Source organism: Microbacterium aurantiacum, assembly GCF_002872075.1.
GTDB lineage: Bacteria > Actinomycetota > Actinomycetes > Actinomycetales > Microbacteriaceae > Microbacterium > Microbacterium aurantiacum_A.
Window position 1 is genome coordinate 152,379 of record NZ_PGGU01000016.1, and the last position, 17,214, is coordinate 169,592.

The window sequence follows — 17,214 nt, forward strand, 5'->3', positions numbered from 1 at the left end:
TCCCGTCGCGAAAAGACCCTGTATCCGGCCGAAATACCGGGCTATTTCGCGACGGGAGCAGACGGGGCGGGCGCCTCGACCTGCGGATCCCGGAGCACCGCCTCCAGCAGGGCGACCAGGGGCCGCGGCATCCGCTCGATCGGGAGGGCGTCGACGATGTCGGCCGCGAACCGTGCCTTGCGCCCCGCGGCCGTACCGGCGAAGCGATGCAGCTGCGCCTCGACCGTTCGGGCGCGCTGCGCCGGCTGTCCCTGGAACATCTCGAACCGAGTGAGCTCGCCACGCGCGGCGAGGGTGTTCCGCACGAGGTCCGGTCCTGCCGCCACGATCACCTCCTCCTCCAGATCCCGCTCACAGCCGAAGAAGCCCGCCGCCGCCGGATCGAGAACGGTATCGAGCATCCCCGAGTCGGCGAGGACGCGCACCACGTATCCCCGCTCGGCCCCGTCGTAGAGCCCGAGCACTCGCGTCGGAATCGGGCCGGACCGCAAACCGACGAGCCGGCGGCGCAGGTTCGTGATGCCGCCCAGGTCCACGAGGGCGACGGTCTCCGGATCGAGTACGACGCCGAGCCGGCGCGCGACAGCTTCGAAGGCGAGCCGGTCGCTCACGCCCTCGAACAGCACGGTCGTGTGCGCCGGTGCGTCCGTCTTCGGCATGCGTCGACCCTACTCGCGGCTCCCGCGCGGCGCGGCGTCACCGGCCGTTCACCGCGCGGCGCCAGACTTCGATCATGAGCGACGATGCGATGACCCCGAAGCCGCAAGCGCCCGCACGCCCGGGCACGATCGGCGTGATCGGACTCGAGTTGCGCGGCGAGACGCCGGCACCGAAGAAGCAGGTGTACTCCTGGGCGCTGTGGGACTGGGCGACGCAGCCCTTCAACACCGTCATCCTCACGTTCATCTTCACGGCGCTCTACCTCACCACCGATGCGTTCCTGCCGGCGGCGATGCAGGGGCTGGACGACGAGGACCCCGTCAAGGAGTTCGCGATCGCCGATCTCACCTCGGGCCTGGGCCTCGGGTCGACGATCGCCGCCTTCGCGATCCTGTTCCTCGCGCCGGTGCTCGGCCAGCGAGCGGACGCAGCGGGACGCCAGAAACTGTGGCTGGGCATCGGCACCGGCGCTCTCGTGCTGTGCATGCTCGGTCTCTGGTTCGTCGAACCGCAGCCGTCGCTGTTCTGGCTGGGCGTCGCACTCATCTCGGCCGGATCCGTGTTCGGCGAGATCGCCGCGGTCAACTCGAACGCCATGCTCATCGGCATCGCCAATCCGAAGACCGTCGGACGCATCTCGGGACTCGGCTGGGGATTCGGCTACCTCGGCGGGATCCTCGCCCTCGTGCTCGTGGTGATCTTCTACATGGCCGACTGGTTCGGCATCTCGAGCGACGGCGGTCTGCCGTTCCGCATCATCGCCGTCGGTTGCGCGATCTGGACGATCGTCTTCTCCATCCCGATCTTCCTCAACGTCCCCGAACCCTCCCTCGGCCGCCCTGAGCGCCAGGTCGGGTTCTTCGCCTCGTACGGACTGCTGGTGAAGGACGTCGCCGGACTCTATCGCAACCCCGAGACCCGGCCCACGTTCTGGTTCCTGCTCTCCAGCGCGGTATTCCGCGACGGCCTGGGCGGTGTCTTCGCCTTCGGCGCCGTGATCGCCTCCACGGTGTTCGGATTCAAGTTCCTCGAGATCGTGATCTTCGGCATCGCCGCGAACCTCATCGCCGGCATCTCGACCATCATCGCCGGGCGCTTCGACGACCGGTTCGGTCCGAAGCGGATCATCCTGATCTCGCTCGGCGCGATGGTCGTGGCCGGACTCGCCGTGTTCTTCCTGGTGGATGCCGGCACCACCGTCTTCTGGATCGGCGGCCTCATCCTGTGCGCGTTCGTCGGCCCCGCTCAGGCAGCGTCGCGCTCGTTCCTCGCCCGGGTCACGCCGGCCGGACGCGAGGGCGAGATCTTCGGGCTCTACGCGACGACCGGACGGGCGGCGAGCTGGATGGCCTCCGGCGCCTGGACGGTTCTCATCGCGCTCACCCACCAGACGGCCTTCGGGATCCTCGGCATCGTGCTCGTGCTGCTGCTCGGCTTCCTCCTGTTGCTGCCGCTCAAGGCGCAGCAGGTTCGCTGAGCCCGCGTCGCGCGGACGACTCGAGGGCGCCTGCGGACAGCGCGGGCTCACGCCAGCCGATCCGCGCGTGCAGCCGCCGGAGCGGGGCGGGCGCCCACCAGTTCGCACGCCCGGCGAGCCGCATGAACGCGGGGAGCAGGATGCCGCGGATCACGGTGGCATCGATGAGCACGGCGAGCGCCATCCCGACGCCGAGCTGCTGCAGGAAAGTGACCTCGCTCGTGGCGTAGACGAGGAACGACGTGCCCAGCGTGAGCGCGGCGGCGCCGATGAGCGGTGCGGATCTGCCGATTCCCCGCACCACCGAGGCGCGCGGATCGCCGGTGAGGTCGTACTCCTCCTTGATCCGGGCGAGCAGGAAGACCTCGTAGTCCATCGACAGGCCGTAGGCGACGCAGAACATCAGCAGCGGGATGCTCGGCTCGATGACGCCGGTCGGCGTGAAGCCCAGCAGCGGCGCGAGCGCTCCCTCCTGGAACCCCCAGACGAGCACGCCGAACATCACCGAAAGCGACAGCAGGTTGAGGACGGACGCCTTGAGCGGGGCGACGACGCTGCCCGTCATCAGGAAGAGGAGCACGAAGGTGACGGCGAAGATGAGTACCAGCACCACGGGAAGGCGCTCGGACACGGCAGCACGATAGTCCACGAGCTCAGCCGGGTAGCCCCCGACGAGAGCGGGAAAGGCCCTGTCGACGGCTCGGACGTCGGCGACCAGGTCGCCCGGGTCGTCGGACAGACGATCCGACGCAGGCAGCGCGGTGAGGTAGGCCGCGTCGCCGTCGCGGAACCGGCCGGCGTCGGCCTCCGCCGATTCGACGAGGGCACCATCCCGGAACGATCCTGCCGGCGAATCGACCCGCAGGATGCCGTCGACGAGCGACACGTCGCGTGCGAACCGCCCGATCTCGGCGTCGGTCGCCGACTGGGCGACGATGTACACGGCATCCGCATCCTCCGCATCGAAGTCCTCGCGGATCGTGTCGTACATGTCGCGAACGGGCTGGCCCGCGCGGAGCAGCCGGTCATCGGGCGCTCCGAACTCGGCGGCGAGCGCAGGCGCCCCGAGGGCGATCAGGACCACCATCCCGAGTGCGCCGAATGCGACGGGGCGCCGCATCACGCGTGAGGCCAGACGCGCCCACCCGCCGGCCTCCGCGGCGACCGCCACATCGTTCCTGCGGAGCACGCGGGTGCCGAGGAGGCGGAGGACAGCGGGGAGGAAGACCGTGGAGCCGATGATCGCCGTCAGGACGACAGCGATGCCCGCGTAGGCGAACGACGAGAGGAAGGGCAGGGGGAACACGAAGAGCGCGGCGAGGGATGCGGCGACCGTGGCCCCGCTGAACAGGATCGTCCGCCCGGCAGAGCGCACCGCATCCTTCGTCGCCTGCTCCGGATCCGATCCGCGGCGCAGCTCCTCGCGGAACCGGTACGTCATGAACAGCCCGTAGTCGACGCCGAGACCGATGCCCATGACGAGCGCGATGTTGGCCGCGAAGGTCGAGATGTCGGTGAAGCCGCTGACGAGGCGCAGGATCGCGAGCGTACCCGCAACCGAGTAGAGGCCGACCGTGAGGGTCGCCAGCGCCACGCGGAAGCGGCGGTACACGAGCCAGAGCAGCCCGAGCACCAACGGCACCACGATCATCTCGGCACGGAGGAAGTCGGCGCGCGCCTGCTCAGCGACTGTGCGGAACACCTCGTCGGCTCCACCCAGCGTGAGACGGACGGAGGGATCGTCGAACTGCCCGTCGATCGCCGCATCCAGCGCCGGCAGGAGTTCACCGCGGACCAGGTCCGCGTCGCCGGACGCCCAGGCGAGCACGAGCGCCGTCGTGCCGTCCGTTCCGGCGAGCGACGCCGGCGCACCCGGCGTCCAGTAGGACCAGGCCTCTCCGATGCCCGGGAATTCTGCGATGAGCGCAGTGACCTCCCTCCCGGCCGCGGCCACGGCGGGGTCATCGACTCCGGAGTCCGACTCCACGAGAACGGCGATGTTCGGGCTCCCGGTGCCGAACCGATCGGCGAGCGCAGTGCGCACCTGGAGCGACTCCGAGCCGGGAGCGTCATAGCGATTCAGCGACAGGGCGTCGAAGACCGCGGCACCCAGCGCCAGGTAGATCGCGAAGATCACCGCGGTGACGGTGATCACAGTCCGCGGTCGGGTCGAGACGGCACGTACGAGCATCAGAAGCCTCCGATAGAATGCGAGCAGTTAGTCGTATTCGTTTTACGAGCAAATACTCGCATTTAATCGAGAGCAGGTCAAGGAGTGTCCGAAGAAGCGGGAGCACCGCGCCGCCAGGCGCGCGGACGGGCGCGCATCGAACAGATCCTGCTCGCCGCCGCCGCCGTGTTCGGAGAGGCCGGGTACGAGGCCGCGACGACGAACGCGATCGCCGCCAGGGCGGGGATCTCCCCCGGCTCGCTCTATCAGTTCTTCGCCAACAAGGACGAAGTCGGACGAGCTCTCGCCGAGGCCTATGCGGAGCGCCTCGCCACGCTCGAGCTTCTGAGCGGGCTCACCACGGAGAATCTCGAGACAGAGCTGGACGCTGCCCTCGCCCGCATCGTCGGCTTCAACATCGAGCATCCGGGCTTCAAGGCACTGTTCGCCCGCACCGACATGCCGCCATCCATGCGCGCCGCGGTCGCACCCGCGCACGACGCGATCGAGAAGCGGGTCCGCGAGGCCATCGCGGCGATCATGCCCGACGCGGAGGATCGCCGCATCCAGACCATGGCCACGGTGATCCTGAGCATGGTCAAGGGACTGATGCCACTCATCGTCGCCGAGGTCGACCCCGCGCAGCGCCGACTCCTCGTCGCCGAACTGCATCGCGGCATCGTCGCCTACGTGAGCTCGGCGCGAGGCGACCTCGCCTGAACGGCGCCGGTCCGCTGCGCCTCAGTTCTCCCAGTTGTCGGCGAGTTTGCCGAGCAGGCGGGCGAGGTCACGCTGTTCCTCTTCGGTGAATACGGCGAGCGCTCGTCCGAGCATCTCGCGCCGCTCTCCGCGCATCCCCCTCGCGAGCTTGCGTCCTTCGTCGGTGAGTGCGATGCGAGTGCGGCGGGCGTCGTCAGGGTCAGCCTCTCGGCGCACATAGCCGAGCTCGACGCCCTGCTGCACCAGTCGTGAGGCGCGCGGCTGGTCGACGCCGATCGCCTCTCCCAGGGCGCTGACGCTGAGCGGGGTGGATGCGGCGGCGAGGGCCTCCAGCATCCGCAGACGTGCGGGTGCACCGAGCCGGCCGGGGCCGTCGACCATCCACGGCGGCATGCCCGGATGCCCGTGCCGGCCGAACTTGTCGTCGTGCGAGCCGTCATGCCCATGCGGCCCGCCGTGCCATCCGTGAGGACCGCCGCGGCCGCGGCCCTGCGGGCGGCGCCCACGAAGCCGCGAGAGCGCACGGGCGATCGCTTCGGCAGGGTCGGTCTCTTCGGGGTCCACCCTGCAACTTTACATGCGACTTGACATGCATTCATATCGCATGTCACACTACATATACATGCACTGTGACAATCACATGCACACTGACATTAAAGGATTCCCCTCATGAACACCCCTGACACGCAGAACCCAGACAACTCTTCCCGCCCCTTCGGCTACTGGCTGAAGGCCGCCGATCGCCTGATGGCCGCCGAGTTCGCGACCGCCTTCGAGTCCGACGGCGCCAGTCGTCGCGACTGGCGGATGCTGAACATCATCGACGGCTCCGCCTCCTCCCGTCGTCCGCTGTCCGAGCACAAGCTGCACCGGCTCATCGAGCGCGGCTGGGTCGCCCCCGAGGGCGAGGGCTGGACCCTCACCGACGAAGGACGCGCCGCCAAGGAACGGCTCGGTGCGGTCGTCGACGGCATCCGCGCTCGCGTCACCGACGCCGTCTCCGACGAGGACATGGCGACCACCCTCGCTTCGCTCGAGAAGATCGCCCGCGCATTCGGCTGGGACGAGAACACCGAGCTCCCCCGCGGCCGCCGGTTCGGCTTCGGCCCTCGCGGCTTCGGACGGCAGGGCTTCGGCCCTCGCGACTTCGGACACCACGGCTTCGGCGGGCATGCCGACTGCGGCCCGCACGCCGAGCGTGAGCACGACCACGACCACGACCACGACCACGGCCACGGCCACGGCCACGGCCACGGCCATCACGAAGGTCACCCGCACGGCGACCACCGTGGTCACCGTCGCGGACCTGGCCGCGCCGGATTCGCGCACTTCGCACAGGGTGCGTACGAGCGCGGCTTCGATGCCGGCTTCACCCGGGGGCGCGACGCCTGACGGTCACGAGAATCAGGGGGACGGATGCCGCGGCATCCGTCCCCCTGTCATTTCATCCGGGCGAGATCGCCGGCACGGACATGCTCATGAAGACGTCGACGTCGTCTTCTGTGTCGACGGTGAAGCCGTGTCGTTCATAGAGTCGGCGCGCCGAACTTCCGGTGAGGACGTTGAGGCGAACACGCCGCCCGGCGCTCTCCTGCAATACCGCGCCGAGGATCGCGCTCCCGATCCCCCGCCCCTGAAGGTCGGGCCGGAGATAGAAGTGCTCCAGCCAGACGTCGTCGGCGTCGGCGCGCATCGAGATCGAACCGGCGTCGGTTCCGTCCACGACGATCACGCGGGTCCACGCCGGAACGAAACCATCGATGAACCGACGTCGCACCCGGACAGGGTCGTAACGACCCAGCCGCTGCAGGTCATCACGCAGAACGACGGCGCGGAGTTCGGCGATCCACGCCGCATCCCCTTCTGTGCTGGGCCGCAGGGCCGACATACGCCCCTCGGCTCAGATCGGCAGGGAGTAGTAGAACTGCAGGACGGCGTCGTCGTCGTCGGGGCCTTCGACGAACAGCACCCAGGGCCGGGATTCGTCACCCGTCACCGACCACAGCACGCTGAACGAGCGGTCTGCGCGGTAGTCGTTGCGGATGCCCACGCCACCCTCGAAGACCTCTTCGGTGGCCTCGGGCTCGCCGCGCTCCTCAGCGAGCGTGGCGAACGCGTCGTCTGCCGCCGCATCGTCTTCGAAGCCCCAGACGGTGAAGCGGAGGGTGCCGACCGACGACTCGTACTCGGCCCCGGCCGTCTCCTTCGCCGGGAGCACCGCGATATCGGCCGTCTCCCAGGCGCCGGAGAGCTGCCAGGTGACGTCGCCGTCGAGGCCGGTCACGCTGTCGCCGACCGTCGACGCCATCTCGAGGCACAGCTCATCGCACGGACCGGATGCCGGAGCGACGGGATCCGCTTCGGTCGTCTCAACCGAAGCGGGAGCGCTCGGAGCCGACGACTCGATCACCGGAGGCGCCTCTGCGTCAGCGAACTCCCACGGAGCGTTGTTGAAGAGGTAGATGAGCGCGATGATCGCGCCGATGAGCAGCACGGCGAGGCCGGCGAAGATGCCGAACGTCCAGCCGCGGTAGCTGTTGGGAGCCGCCGTCCCCGGCTCGAGGTACGGGTTGGCGTCGGTGTATCCACTCGCGGCCTGCGTGGGAGGGGCAGGAACCGCCGCCTGCGCCGGTGCAGCCGGCGGCGGCGGAACGGATGCAGCCGGCGGGGCCGGTGGAGCGACCCGCTCGGGCACGGCCGAAGGCGGCAGCACCGGCTCGGGGATGACCGGCTCGGGGATAACCGTGCCGGCATCAGGAGCGGGCGGAGCACTGCCGAACGTCGGCGGGGCCGGCACCTGGAAATCGGGCACGACGGAGTTCGGGTCCGCAAGATCGGGCTCGGTCAGCGGCGGGTCCGCCGGGACGCCTGCCGAATCATCGGAAGGCGGAGGCGGCACGGAGCCCGGAACCGTGTTCGGGTCCTGCGGAGCATCCGTGCCGTCGCCGCTCATGTCATCCTCCGATGGCGCCGACGTCGGTCGTGCCGACATCGGTGCGGTGGAAATTCTGGAAGGAGCGAGACGCCGTCGGCCCTCGCTGCCCCTGGTAACGGTTGCCGTACGGCCCCGAGCCGTACGGGTTCTCGGACGGCGAAGTGAGGCGGAAGAAGCAGAGCTGGCCGATCTTCATGCCCGGCCACAGCTTGATCGGCAGCGTCGCGACGTTCGCGAGCTCGAGTGTCACGTGACCGGTGAAGCCGGGGTCGATGAACCCCGCGGTCGAGTGCGTGATGAGGCCGAGCCGGCCGAGCGACGACTTGCCCTCGAGGCGCGCGGCGATGTCATCCGACAGCGTCACCTGCTCGAACGTGGCGCCCAGCGCGAATTCGCCGGGGTGCAGGATGAACGGCTCTTCGGGATCGACCTCGATCAGACGGGTGAGTTCGGGCTGATCGACGGACGGATCGATGAACGGATACTTGTGGTTGTCGAACAGGCGGAAGTAGCGGTCCAGGCGCACGTCGATGCTCGACGGCTGGATCATCTCCGGCTCGTGCGGGTCGAGGCCGATGCGGCCTGATGCGAGTTCTGCCCTGATGTCGCGGTCGCTGAGAAGCACGGCACCAGCCTACGGCCAGATGGCGCCGGGCGCTTTTGCCATCCGCGACCGGGCAGGTAGGCTTGCCTTCACCTGATCCTCGGACCGGGTCCGGGACTGTAGTTCAATGGCAGAACTTCTGCTTCCCAAGCAGATAGCGCGGGTTCGATTCCCGTCAGTCCCTCTGACCAGGCGTTTCCTGGAGAACGAGCCCCGCCGTCCACTCGGATGAGCGGGGCTTCTCGCTGCCCGTTCCGGAACGCCGACCCGGGTCGGTCACGGCAGCAGGATCGTGGCGAGCGTGACCGCTCGCGCATCCTCCCGATCGGCGTCGAGATAGGGGGCGAGCAGCTCTCCCAGGCGCGTCTGCAGCTCGGCGAGGTCCTCAGTGGTCACGTGGAGCTGCGTCATCCCGAAGCCGAGGTAGTCACGCGCCCGCACATCGTCAGAAGCCAGTGAGGCGTCGAAGCGCTCGGCAACCTGCCCCAGATACGTGAGGAACGCCTGACGCAGTTGCTCGGCACCCATCGCCTGCAGCTCTTCGCGATCCACGTGCGCCATCCGCTCGCCGAGAGCGAGGGTCCGTTCGACAGCGCCGCGGATCTTCCGTTCGCCGATCACCGCGACAATGCCGGCATCGACGAGTGCGGCCACATGACGGTAGAGCGTCGCCGTCGCGACATCCGGCAGAGTCTCGCGCAGCGCGGTCGTCGTCAGTTCACGCGCGCCGATCTGCTGGATGATCCGCATCCGCACAGGGTGCATGATCACGTCGGCGATCGGTGTCGTCTTGCGCATCGGCTCTCGATTCATTATTCTCATGGTGAGAACATTCGCATCGTTCTCATACGAAGACTAGCGGAGGAGCCGAGATGACCCCTGCCCCCACCGACGCGAATCCCGTGCGGATCGAGGTCCGCGGGATCTCGAAACGGTTCGGTGATGTCACCGCCGTCGACGACATCACCTTCAACGCCGAACCGGGCCGGGTCACCGGATTCCTCGGTCCGAACGGCGCCGGAAAGTCGACGACCCTCCGCATCCTGCTCGGACTCAGCCGACCCGACAGCGGCGCCGCTCTCCTCGGCGGAGTTCGCTACCGCGACCTGCGCATGCCTGCCCGGACAGTCGGCGCCGTCCTCGACATCGCCGGCGCGCACCCGGCCATGACGGCGAGGGCGCATCTCGGCGTGAGCGCCGCGCTCGCCGGGATCGACGATCATCGCGTCGACGAAGTGGCGGCGATCACCGGCATCACGGGATTCCTCGATCGCCGGATCCGCGGATTCTCGACCGGCATGCAGCAGAGGCTGGCGATCGCGAACGCCCTGCTCGGCGATCCGCGGGTGCTCGTCCTCGACGAGCCGTCGAATGGCCTCGACCCGGCCGGCATCGCCTGGTTGCGTTCCTTCCTCCGGAGTTTCGCCTCCGGCGGAGGCACTGTCCTGCTCTCGAGCCACGTGCTGTCCGAGCTGGAGCAGTGCATCGACGATCTCGCCCTCATCGACGGCGGTCGCCTCGTCTGGGCAGGACCCCTCGCCGGCTTCGTCGCCGAGAACGGAACCCTCGAAGGAGCGTTCCTCCACGCCACCCGGCACTCCGAACCCCACACCCCCGCACTGGAGCGCACCTCATGATCGCCCTCGTCCGCGGAGAGTTCCGCCGCCTGTTCGCCACCCGGCTCGTCTGGTGGGCCCTCCTCACTGCCGCCCTCTGCGGCGGACTCCTCCCCGGACTCATCGCCGTCATCGGCCCCGAGAACGCGAATCCGCCTCTTCCGGGGCTCGACACCGCCGCCGGCGTCGAGATGTTGCTCAGCCTCACGTCGGTGCTCCTGTTCATCCCGGCACTGATCGGCACGGTCGCCGTCACCTCCGAGTACCGGCACCGTACGGTCGGCACGACCTTCCTCCTCGCCCCTCGCCGCGTCGGCGTCGTGCTCGCGAAACTTGCCGTCTACGCGCTGCTCGGCCTGGCCTACGGCGTGATCGCATCGGCGTCCGCAGCGGCGGCCGTCGCCGGCGGGGCGGCACTGCACGGTCAGCCGCTGGGGATGCCGTGGAGCGAGCTCGCCCCCCTTCTCGTCCGGCTCGCCCTTGCGGCGGCGATCTACATGATCATCGGCGTGGCGATCGGCGCCCTCGCGCGCCACCAGCTGATCGCGATCGGCGTCACCCTCGGGTACTTCTACGTGCTCGAGTACGTGCTGATGCTCATCCCGGGGGTGAACACGATCTACCCGTTCCTCCCCGGCGGCGCGACGTCGGCGTTGACCGATTTCACCTTCCTCCGTGATGCGCTCTCGGCAGAACTCCCGGCAGCGGCGCCGCCCGCCGGGCTCACCCCTCTGGGTGGAGGAGTCGTCCTTCTGGCGTACGCCGCCATCGCGGTGGCCGTGGCCATCGCGGCTCCCCTCCGCCGCGACCTTCGCTGAACGTGCCCGCGAGGCCCGGCCGCCGTGCCGCGGTCAGGCCTCGCGAGACGGCCGGGCGAAGCTGAGCACCTGGGCAGACGTGGCGACGACGTTCAACGGAGCGTCCCCGCCGACGATGATCGCCGATTCCCGGCCGGCGGCCACGGCGCCGACCTTGACGCCTCCCCGCATGACGACGAGGGCGAGCGTGGTCGATGCCACCTGGAGGGGCCCGTCGACCGCGGTGGCTTCGAATGTCGCCGCGGGCACGGAGGCGGCAGAGCTCAGCACCAGCACCCGGCTCAGACCGATGCCGCGGATGCCGGGTCGATGGAAGTCGACGAACGACGCACGCGTGAGGAGAGCCTGATCGCGCCGGAGCGGTGCCGGACGCGTGCTGTCTGCTTGGACGATCACCTGAGCGCCCGAGACCCCCACGACGAGCTGGTTCATGCCCTCCGGCAGCTGGATGCGGCCGTGCGGCCCTCGTAGTTCGACGAGTTGCAGCTGCCAAGGAGAACCTGAGGCGTCATCTGTCCCGACCCACAGGTCGCGGACCCCTCCTGCGCCTACGGCGAGGGCGTGTCGGGGAGCTTCGGTGAACCGCCGAACGCTGACCGGTCTCATCGCGAAATCGCTCCTTCCGCGATCGTTCCGTGTGGTGCTTTCCCGCCGAATGCAGAGTGTCACTGTGCTGGACGCGCGGCGGCGTCCAGCACAGTGACACCGCGGATCAGCTATGCGCGGATCGGGTCGAGGACGTAGCCCTCTTCTCCGTGCACGACGGTGTCGATTCCGGCGACCTCGTCCTCGTTCTTCACGCGGAACCCGATCGTCTTCTGGATGGCGAATCCGATGATCCAGGCGAGCACGAACGAGTAGATCATGACGCTGAATGCGGCGATGGCCTGGACGAGCAGCTGCGTGCCGTCACCGCCCATGAACAGGCCGGTGCCGTTGGCGAAGAAGCCGAGGTACAGGGTTCCGATGACGCCGCCGATGAGGTGGATGCCGACGACGTCGAGCGAGTCGTCGAAGCCCAGCTTGTACTTCAGTTCGACGGCCAGTGCACACGCGGCGCCGGCGATGATGCCGAGAAGGATCGCCCAGACGGGGTGGAGCGATGCACACGCGGGCGTGATCGCGACGAGGCCGGCGACGGCTCCGGATGCGGCACCGACCGAGGTGGGCTTGCCGTCCTTGAACTTCTCGACGACGAGCCACGCGAGCAGGGCGGCAGCGGGGGCGGCGATGGTGTTGACGAATGCCAAGGCGGCCGTGCCGTCGGCGGCGAGCTCGGATCCGGCGTTGAACCCGAACCATCCGAACCACAGCAGTCCGGCGCCGAGCAGGACGAACGGCGGGTTGTGGGGCACGTGAGCGCCCTTCTGGAACCCGACGCGACGACCGAGCACGAGGGCCAGCGCGAGGGCGGCCGCTCCGGCGTTGATGTGCACGGCGGTACCGCCGGCGAAGTCGATGGCGCCGACGCCGAACGCCTCCTGCAGCCCGTGGGTGATCCAGCCGCCGTAGGCGAAGCTGCCGTCCTCCGCGAGGCCGAAGTTGAACACCCAGCTGGCGACGGGGAAGTAGACGACCGTCGCCCAGATCGCGGCGAAGATCATCCACGACCCGAACTTCGCACGGTCGGCGATCGCTCCCGAGATGAGCGCCACCGTGAGGATGGCGAACGTCGCCTGGAACGCGACGAACGCGAGCGGCGGGTACGCGGCGCCCTCCGGCGTCTCGAGCAGGCTGTTCAATCCGGCAGCGGCGGCATCGATCGACCACGGTGCGACCGTGCCCTCAGCGCCGGGGAACGCGATCGCGTATCCGTACAGCACCCAGAGCACGCCGATGAGTCCGAGCGACCCGAAGCTGAGCATCATCATGCTGATGACGCTCTTGGCCTTCACGAGGCCGCCGTAGAAGAACGCCAGTCCTGGCGTCATCAGCAGCACGAGTGCAGCAGCTATGAGAATGAACGCGGTATTGCCTTGATCCATGACGGTCGAGCCTCTCTCCGAGGACGCACGGAGGCGTCGGGTGATTCTCAGAGTGGCGCACGGTCGTTTCGCAGCAAGGTCCGGGTCGTTACAGTCACGTTTCCGGAATCACGCCATGACGCTCGCATCGAGCGCCTGCACGATGACGGGCGCGTCGTCGTCCGGCATCCCGACGCCCCAGATCCGCACACGCGACCCGATCGCGGGTATCTGGGTCTGCAGCAGGGTCGCGTCGCGGTGGTCCGGATTGCTGCGGTGCCAGCGCGCGCGGATCGACGTGCCGGCATCGCTCTCGACGGTCAGCGTGAAGGCCGACACGCCGCCATTCTCGGCGAGCGACACCTGGCGGTCGCTGACCTGACCTCCGGTCGGCGCCGCGCGGTCCCGCATCAGCGCCCACCGCTCGGCGAGCCGCTGTTCACGGCGCGAGAGACGGCCCGACTCCCACAGTGCGAAACCGCATCCGAAGACGAAGAACGACGGCATCACGGTGAATATGACGTCGAACCACCACGGTGAGTCATCCCGCCACAGCATGATGACCAGGAAGGCCGTCCCGGCGGCGGCGAGAGCCACGAGCATCCAGATCACGAGCCGCGCGGTCCGACTCAACCGCGTGCCGAATCCGATGCGAGACGGCACCCCGCTCTCATCGAATGCCCGAACCAGGTGCACGACATGCCCGACCGGTGCTTCTTCGTCCACGACTGCCTCCATCCGCGCCCGTATTCGCTGGACATCGTAGGGCGTCGAAGCGTCGCGCAGATGGAGGAACGAGACGCGGAATGACGGCGACCGGCGACCTGAGTGCTCAGCCGACGAGACGGAACTCCTCGAACGCCGACTGGATGGCGGTCGCGGCGGCCCCGCGCGCCCACACGTCGAAGCCGGAGCGATCGACATGCAGTTCGACCGCGTTCGCCTCAGGATCGCGCCCGGCCCTGAGCGCCTCCCGGGCCGCGGGTTCGACGATCTCCCACATTCCGATGCCGTCACCGGCGATCACGATCGTGTTGACCATCGCGAAGTTGGAGATCAGGGCGAGCATGCGGCCGAGAGCGGCACCCGAGCGCGCGAAGACCTCGACCGCAGCAGCCTCCCCCACCCTGGCGAGTTCAAGCGCCTCGGCGTAATCGACCGTGCGGCCGAGACGCTCGCCCAGCAGCTTCTCGATGCTCGGGATCGTGAGCATCGAGGTCGCGCAGCCACGATGACCGTCCGCGCAGCGCGGTCCTTCCGGATCGAGAGGGATGTGACCACCCAATCCGAACCCGGTGTCGGCGGTGACCACCACGCGATCGTGCACGACCAGCCCGTACCCGACGCCGGCGCCGATCGTGACGACCGCGAAGTTCGGGATCCCCCGTCCGGCACCGAACCACTGTTCGGCGACGGTCAACGCGACGACATCGTTCTCGATGTCGACCGGCACCCCCAGGCGGTCGACGAGCAATCGACCGAGGTCGACGTCACGCCAGCCGAGGAACGGCCCTCTGGTGACGACGCGCCGATCGACGGTGTTGCCGCCGACGCTCACCCCGACCCCGGCGATGCCCGGTACGACGTCATCCACGGGGACGCCGGCCAGCCGGGCCACGAGCACCGCCACCTGATCGGCCACGTACTCCGGTCCGTGCTCCTCGAGCACGACAGCGGCTGTGCCCTTCTCGTTCGCTCGGAGATCGGTGAGCACCGCCACCGCCTCATCGCCCGTGATCTTCACGCCGACGAAGCGCCGGGCATCGACATCGACGTCGAGAGGCTTCGTCGGACGACCGACCGTTCGCGCGGAAGGATCGTCTCCCTCCACGACGAGACCGGCATCGATCAGAGGCTTGCTCAACCGGGTGAGGCTCGCAGCGGACAGACCGAGCCGCTGCCCCAGCACGCTCCGCGAGATCGGGCCATGGATCAGGATCTCCCTCGCCAGCGCGCGAGCGCTCTCGGTCACCCCGGGATCCGTCATGCTGCCCCCTCATCGAATACTTCCATCGTGACAGAAATCACGAACAGACCTTGACATCCAATTATTTCTACCGTAGAAATTATTCATGGCCACCGCAGCCCTCCACCTCCGCAACGGCGGAACGAGCGTCATCCTCGACCTCGCATCCGTCGCGCTCCCCGCCATCGTGCACTGGGGCGCCGACCTCGGCGATCTCGACGAGGCCGAGGTCGGGTCGCTCTGCCGGGCAGCGGTGCCGCAACGCGTGTCCGGCGGCCTCGACTCCCCCGCACCGCTCACCGTCATCGCGCAGGAGGCTTCCGGGTGGCTGGGCACTCCCGGACTGATCGGGCACCGCCGTGGACGCGACTTCTCCACGAACCTTCAGACCACGGGAGTCGACGCGACCGCGACCTCCGTCACGATCGACGCCGCCGATGTCGACGGCGGACTCGTCGCCAGGATCGAACTCGAGATCACCGCATCCGGCCTCCTCCGCCAGCGGATCACCATCCGCAACACCGCCACGGACGACTACGAGCTCGTCGCTCTCGCGCCGACCTTTCCGCTGCCGGTCGGTGCGGTCGAGCTCCTCGACACCACCGGCCGGCACCTCCGCGAACGCGCCCCGCAACGCCACGCCTTCACCATCGGCACGCATCTCCGCGAGAGCCGGCGCGGACGCCCGGGCGCGGACGCCACCCTCATCCTCGCCGCGGGTACCCGCGGCTTCGGTTTCGAGCGCGGCATCGTGCACGCCGTGCACACCGCCTGGAGCGGCAGCAACCGACTCGCCGCCGAGCGCACCCCGACGGCGGACGCCTTCCTCACCGCGGGCGAACTGCTCGCCCCTGGTGAGATCATCCTCAGCCCGGGGGACGACTACTCGACGCCGTGGGCGATCGGGGCCTGGGGCGACGGCCTGAACGAACTGTCCGCGCGCTTCCATGCCGAACTGCGCGCCCGCCCGCAGCATCCGCGTCGAGTTCGGCCGGTGACCCTGAACACCTGGGAAGCCGTCTACTTCGATCATGACCTCGACCACCTCACGGCCTTGGCCGAGCGGGCGGCGGAGGTCGGAGTGGAGCGCTACGTGCTCGACGACGGCTGGTTCCGCGGCCGGCGCGACGACGCCGCCGGTCTCGGAGACTGGTACGTCGACGAGCACGTCTGGCCGGATGGCCTGAACCCTCTGATCGATCGCGTGCGCAGACTCGGGATGGAGTTCGGCCTCTGGGTCGAACCGGAGATGGTCAACCCCGATTCCGACCTTGCCCGAGAGCATCCGGATTGGCTGCTGCGTGCGCGAGCCGAGCTGCCGATGAGCGCCCGACAGCAGCAGGTGCTGGATCTGTCGCACCCGGATGCATGGGCATACGTCCTGGAGCGGCTCGACGCGCTCCTCACCGAACACGACATCGCCTACCTGAAGTGGGACCACAACCGCGACCTGCTGGAGGCGGGCGACGCGCGCACCCGTCTCCCCCGGGTGCATGAGAACGTGCTGGCCCTGTACAGACTGCTCGACGAGCTGAAGCGACGGCATCCACACCTGGAGATCGAATCGTGCGCGTCCGGCGGCGCTCGCGTGGACCTCGGCATCCTCGACCGCACCGACCGGATCTGGACGAGCGACACGCTCGATCCGATCGAACGGCTGCAGATCCAGCGATACACCGGAGTCGTGGTGCCGCCCGAACTGATGGGCGCCCACCTGACCAGTCCTCTCGTGCACTCGACCGGTCGGACCGTCTCCCTCAGCCTGTCCGGCGGCGTCGCTATCGCCGGCCATTTCGGCATCGAATGGGACCTCACCACGCTCGACGCCGACGGCCTCACCGCCGTCGCCGACTGGGTCGCGCTGCACAAACGGCACCGTGGGATGCTGCACTCGGGACGCGTCATCCATGCTGACACCGACCCGACCCGTGATGTTCGCGGCGTCGTGGCCGCTGACGGCTCCGCGGCCCTGTTCACATACGCCCAGGTGCAGACCAGCCCGACCTATCCCCCCGGCCGCTTCACGATCCCGGGCCTGGACCCTGATCGCCGCTACATCGTGAACATCGTCGCCGGAGAGCCGGCTGACGGGCCCGGCCAGACTTCACTGCCCTGGATCGACTGGCCGCCCACTCTCACCGGGCGTCAACTCGCTGCGGCGGGAATCCAGGCTCCGGTTCTCCATCCTGAGCAACTCGTGCTGCTGGAGCTCACAGCGGCCTGACCCCACCGATCGTCCGAGCCGCCCGGCATCCACCGGCGGCCATCCCTAAGCGCAAGGAGG

The 17,214-nt window shown here is 68.7% G+C and carries 17 protein-coding genes and 1 tRNA gene; 7 read left to right on the forward strand and 11 right to left on the reverse strand.

The window, feature by feature from the left end:
• Positions 1-41: 41 nt before the first annotated feature.
• A complete protein-coding gene (locus tag CUR96_RS11450) occupies positions 42-659 on the reverse strand; it encodes a TOPRIM nucleotidyl transferase/hydrolase domain-containing protein (RefSeq protein ID WP_102193447.1) in 618 nt (205 codons plus the stop codon).
• 74 nt (positions 660-733) lie between these two features.
• Between CUR96_RS11450 and CUR96_RS11455 the strand changes: the two genes are divergently transcribed.
• Complete coding sequence (locus tag CUR96_RS11455; RefSeq protein ID WP_245861218.1) at positions 734-2,137, forward strand: MFS transporter; 1,404 nt, start codon at positions 734-736, stop codon at positions 2,135-2,137.
• Here the strand turns inward: CUR96_RS11455 and CUR96_RS11460 are convergent.
• Complete coding sequence (locus CUR96_RS11460) at positions 2,115-4,328, reverse strand: MMPL family transporter (protein WP_102193448.1); 2,214 nt, start codon at positions 4,326-4,328, stop codon at positions 2,115-2,117. The two genes, CUR96_RS11455 and CUR96_RS11460, sit on opposite strands and share 23 nt — an antisense overlap.
• An 84-nt stretch (positions 4,329-4,412) precedes the next feature.
• Here CUR96_RS11460 and CUR96_RS11465 point away from each other — a divergent pair, with 84 nt between their 5' ends.
• Positions 4,413-5,027 carry a TetR/AcrR family transcriptional regulator gene (locus tag CUR96_RS11465; RefSeq protein ID WP_102193449.1) on the forward strand — a complete coding sequence of 205 codons (615 nt, stop codon included), beginning with the start codon at positions 4,413-4,415 and terminating at the stop codon, positions 5,025-5,027.
• 21 nt (positions 5,028-5,048) lie between these two features.
• On the opposite strand, the gene CUR96_RS11470 is transcribed toward CUR96_RS11465, so the two are convergent.
• Positions 5,049-5,591, reverse strand: coding sequence for a MarR family winged helix-turn-helix transcriptional regulator (locus tag CUR96_RS11470; protein WP_245861220.1), 543 nt, complete (start codon positions 5,589-5,591; stop codon positions 5,049-5,051).
• Positions 5,592-5,696: 105 nt separating this feature from the next.
• Between CUR96_RS11470 and CUR96_RS11475 the strand changes: the two genes are divergently transcribed.
• On the forward strand, positions 5,697-6,419 hold the full coding sequence (locus CUR96_RS11475; RefSeq protein ID WP_102193450.1) for a MarR family winged helix-turn-helix transcriptional regulator: 723 nt from the start codon (positions 5,697-5,699) through the stop codon (positions 6,417-6,419).
• 52 nt (positions 6,420-6,471) lie between these two features.
• Here CUR96_RS11475 and CUR96_RS11480 read toward each other — a convergent pair whose 3' ends face one another.
• Genes CUR96_RS11480 through dcd form a run of 3 tightly spaced genes read right to left on the reverse strand, consistent with a single transcriptional unit; the run spans position 6,472 to position 8,587 of the window.
• Complete coding sequence (locus CUR96_RS11480; RefSeq protein ID WP_102193451.1) at positions 6,472-6,915, reverse strand: GNAT family N-acetyltransferase; 444 nt, start codon at positions 6,913-6,915, stop codon at positions 6,472-6,474.
• A 12-nt stretch (positions 6,916-6,927) separates the two neighbouring features.
• Positions 6,928-7,980: a hypothetical protein gene (locus tag CUR96_RS18490; RefSeq protein ID WP_146008154.1), complete on the reverse strand. Its 1,053-nt coding sequence runs from the start codon at positions 7,978-7,980 to the stop codon at positions 6,928-6,930.
• 1 nt (position 7,981) lies between these two features.
• Positions 7,982-8,587 carry a dCTP deaminase gene (dcd, locus tag CUR96_RS11495; protein ID WP_102193454.1) on the reverse strand — a complete coding sequence of 202 codons (606 nt, stop codon included), beginning with the start codon at positions 8,585-8,587 and terminating at the stop codon, positions 7,982-7,984.
• A gap of 92 nt (positions 8,588-8,679) precedes the next feature.
• On the opposite strand from dcd, the gene CUR96_RS11500 reads away from it, so the two are divergent.
• Positions 8,680-8,750, forward strand: a tRNA-Gly gene (locus CUR96_RS11500).
• Positions 8,751-8,842: 92 nt separating this feature from the next.
• On the opposite strand, the gene CUR96_RS11505 is transcribed toward CUR96_RS11500, so the two are convergent.
• Positions 8,843-9,364 carry a helix-turn-helix domain-containing protein gene (locus CUR96_RS11505; RefSeq protein WP_102193974.1) on the reverse strand — a complete coding sequence of 174 codons (522 nt, stop codon included), beginning with the start codon at positions 9,362-9,364 and terminating at the stop codon, positions 8,843-8,845.
• A 74-nt stretch (positions 9,365-9,438) separates the two neighbouring features.
• Here CUR96_RS11505 and CUR96_RS11510 point away from each other — a divergent pair, with 74 nt between their 5' ends.
• Together CUR96_RS11510 and CUR96_RS11515 are read left to right on the forward strand one after the other, a co-directional pair.
• Positions 9,439-10,203 carry an ABC transporter ATP-binding protein gene (locus tag CUR96_RS11510; protein ID WP_102193455.1) on the forward strand — a complete coding sequence of 255 codons (765 nt, stop codon included), beginning with the start codon at positions 9,439-9,441 and terminating at the stop codon, positions 10,201-10,203.
• Positions 10,200-11,000, forward strand: a complete 801-nt coding sequence (locus CUR96_RS11515; RefSeq protein WP_102193456.1) for an ABC transporter permease — start codon at positions 10,200-10,202, stop codon at positions 10,998-11,000. Before CUR96_RS11510 ends, CUR96_RS11515 begins: the two co-directional genes overlap by 4 nt.
• Positions 11,001-11,033: 33 nt before the next feature.
• On the opposite strand, the gene CUR96_RS11520 is transcribed toward CUR96_RS11515, so the two are convergent.
• From CUR96_RS11520 to CUR96_RS11535, 4 genes are all read right to left on the reverse strand, one after another.
• A complete protein-coding gene (locus CUR96_RS11520; protein WP_102193457.1) occupies positions 11,034-11,432 on the reverse strand; it encodes a hypothetical protein in 399 nt (132 codons plus the stop codon).
• A 284-nt stretch (positions 11,433-11,716) separates the two neighbouring features.
• Positions 11,717-12,985 carry an ammonium transporter gene (locus tag CUR96_RS11525; RefSeq protein ID WP_102193458.1) on the reverse strand — a complete coding sequence of 423 codons (1,269 nt, stop codon included), beginning with the start codon at positions 12,983-12,985 and terminating at the stop codon, positions 11,717-11,719.
• Between the two features lie 108 nt (positions 12,986-13,093).
• Complete coding sequence (locus CUR96_RS11530; protein ID WP_146008156.1) at positions 13,094-13,690, reverse strand: hypothetical protein; 597 nt, start codon at positions 13,688-13,690, stop codon at positions 13,094-13,096.
• A 106-nt stretch (positions 13,691-13,796) separates the two neighbouring features.
• Complete coding sequence (locus CUR96_RS11535) at positions 13,797-14,951, reverse strand: ROK family transcriptional regulator (RefSeq protein WP_102193460.1); 1,155 nt, start codon at positions 14,949-14,951, stop codon at positions 13,797-13,799.
• An 85-nt stretch (positions 14,952-15,036) separates the two neighbouring features.
• Between CUR96_RS11535 and CUR96_RS11540 the strand changes: the two genes are divergently transcribed.
• Positions 15,037-17,154 carry an alpha-galactosidase gene (locus tag CUR96_RS11540; protein WP_102193461.1) on the forward strand — a complete coding sequence of 706 codons (2,118 nt, stop codon included), beginning with the start codon at positions 15,037-15,039 and terminating at the stop codon, positions 17,152-17,154.
• Positions 17,155-17,214 lie beyond the last annotated feature (60 nt).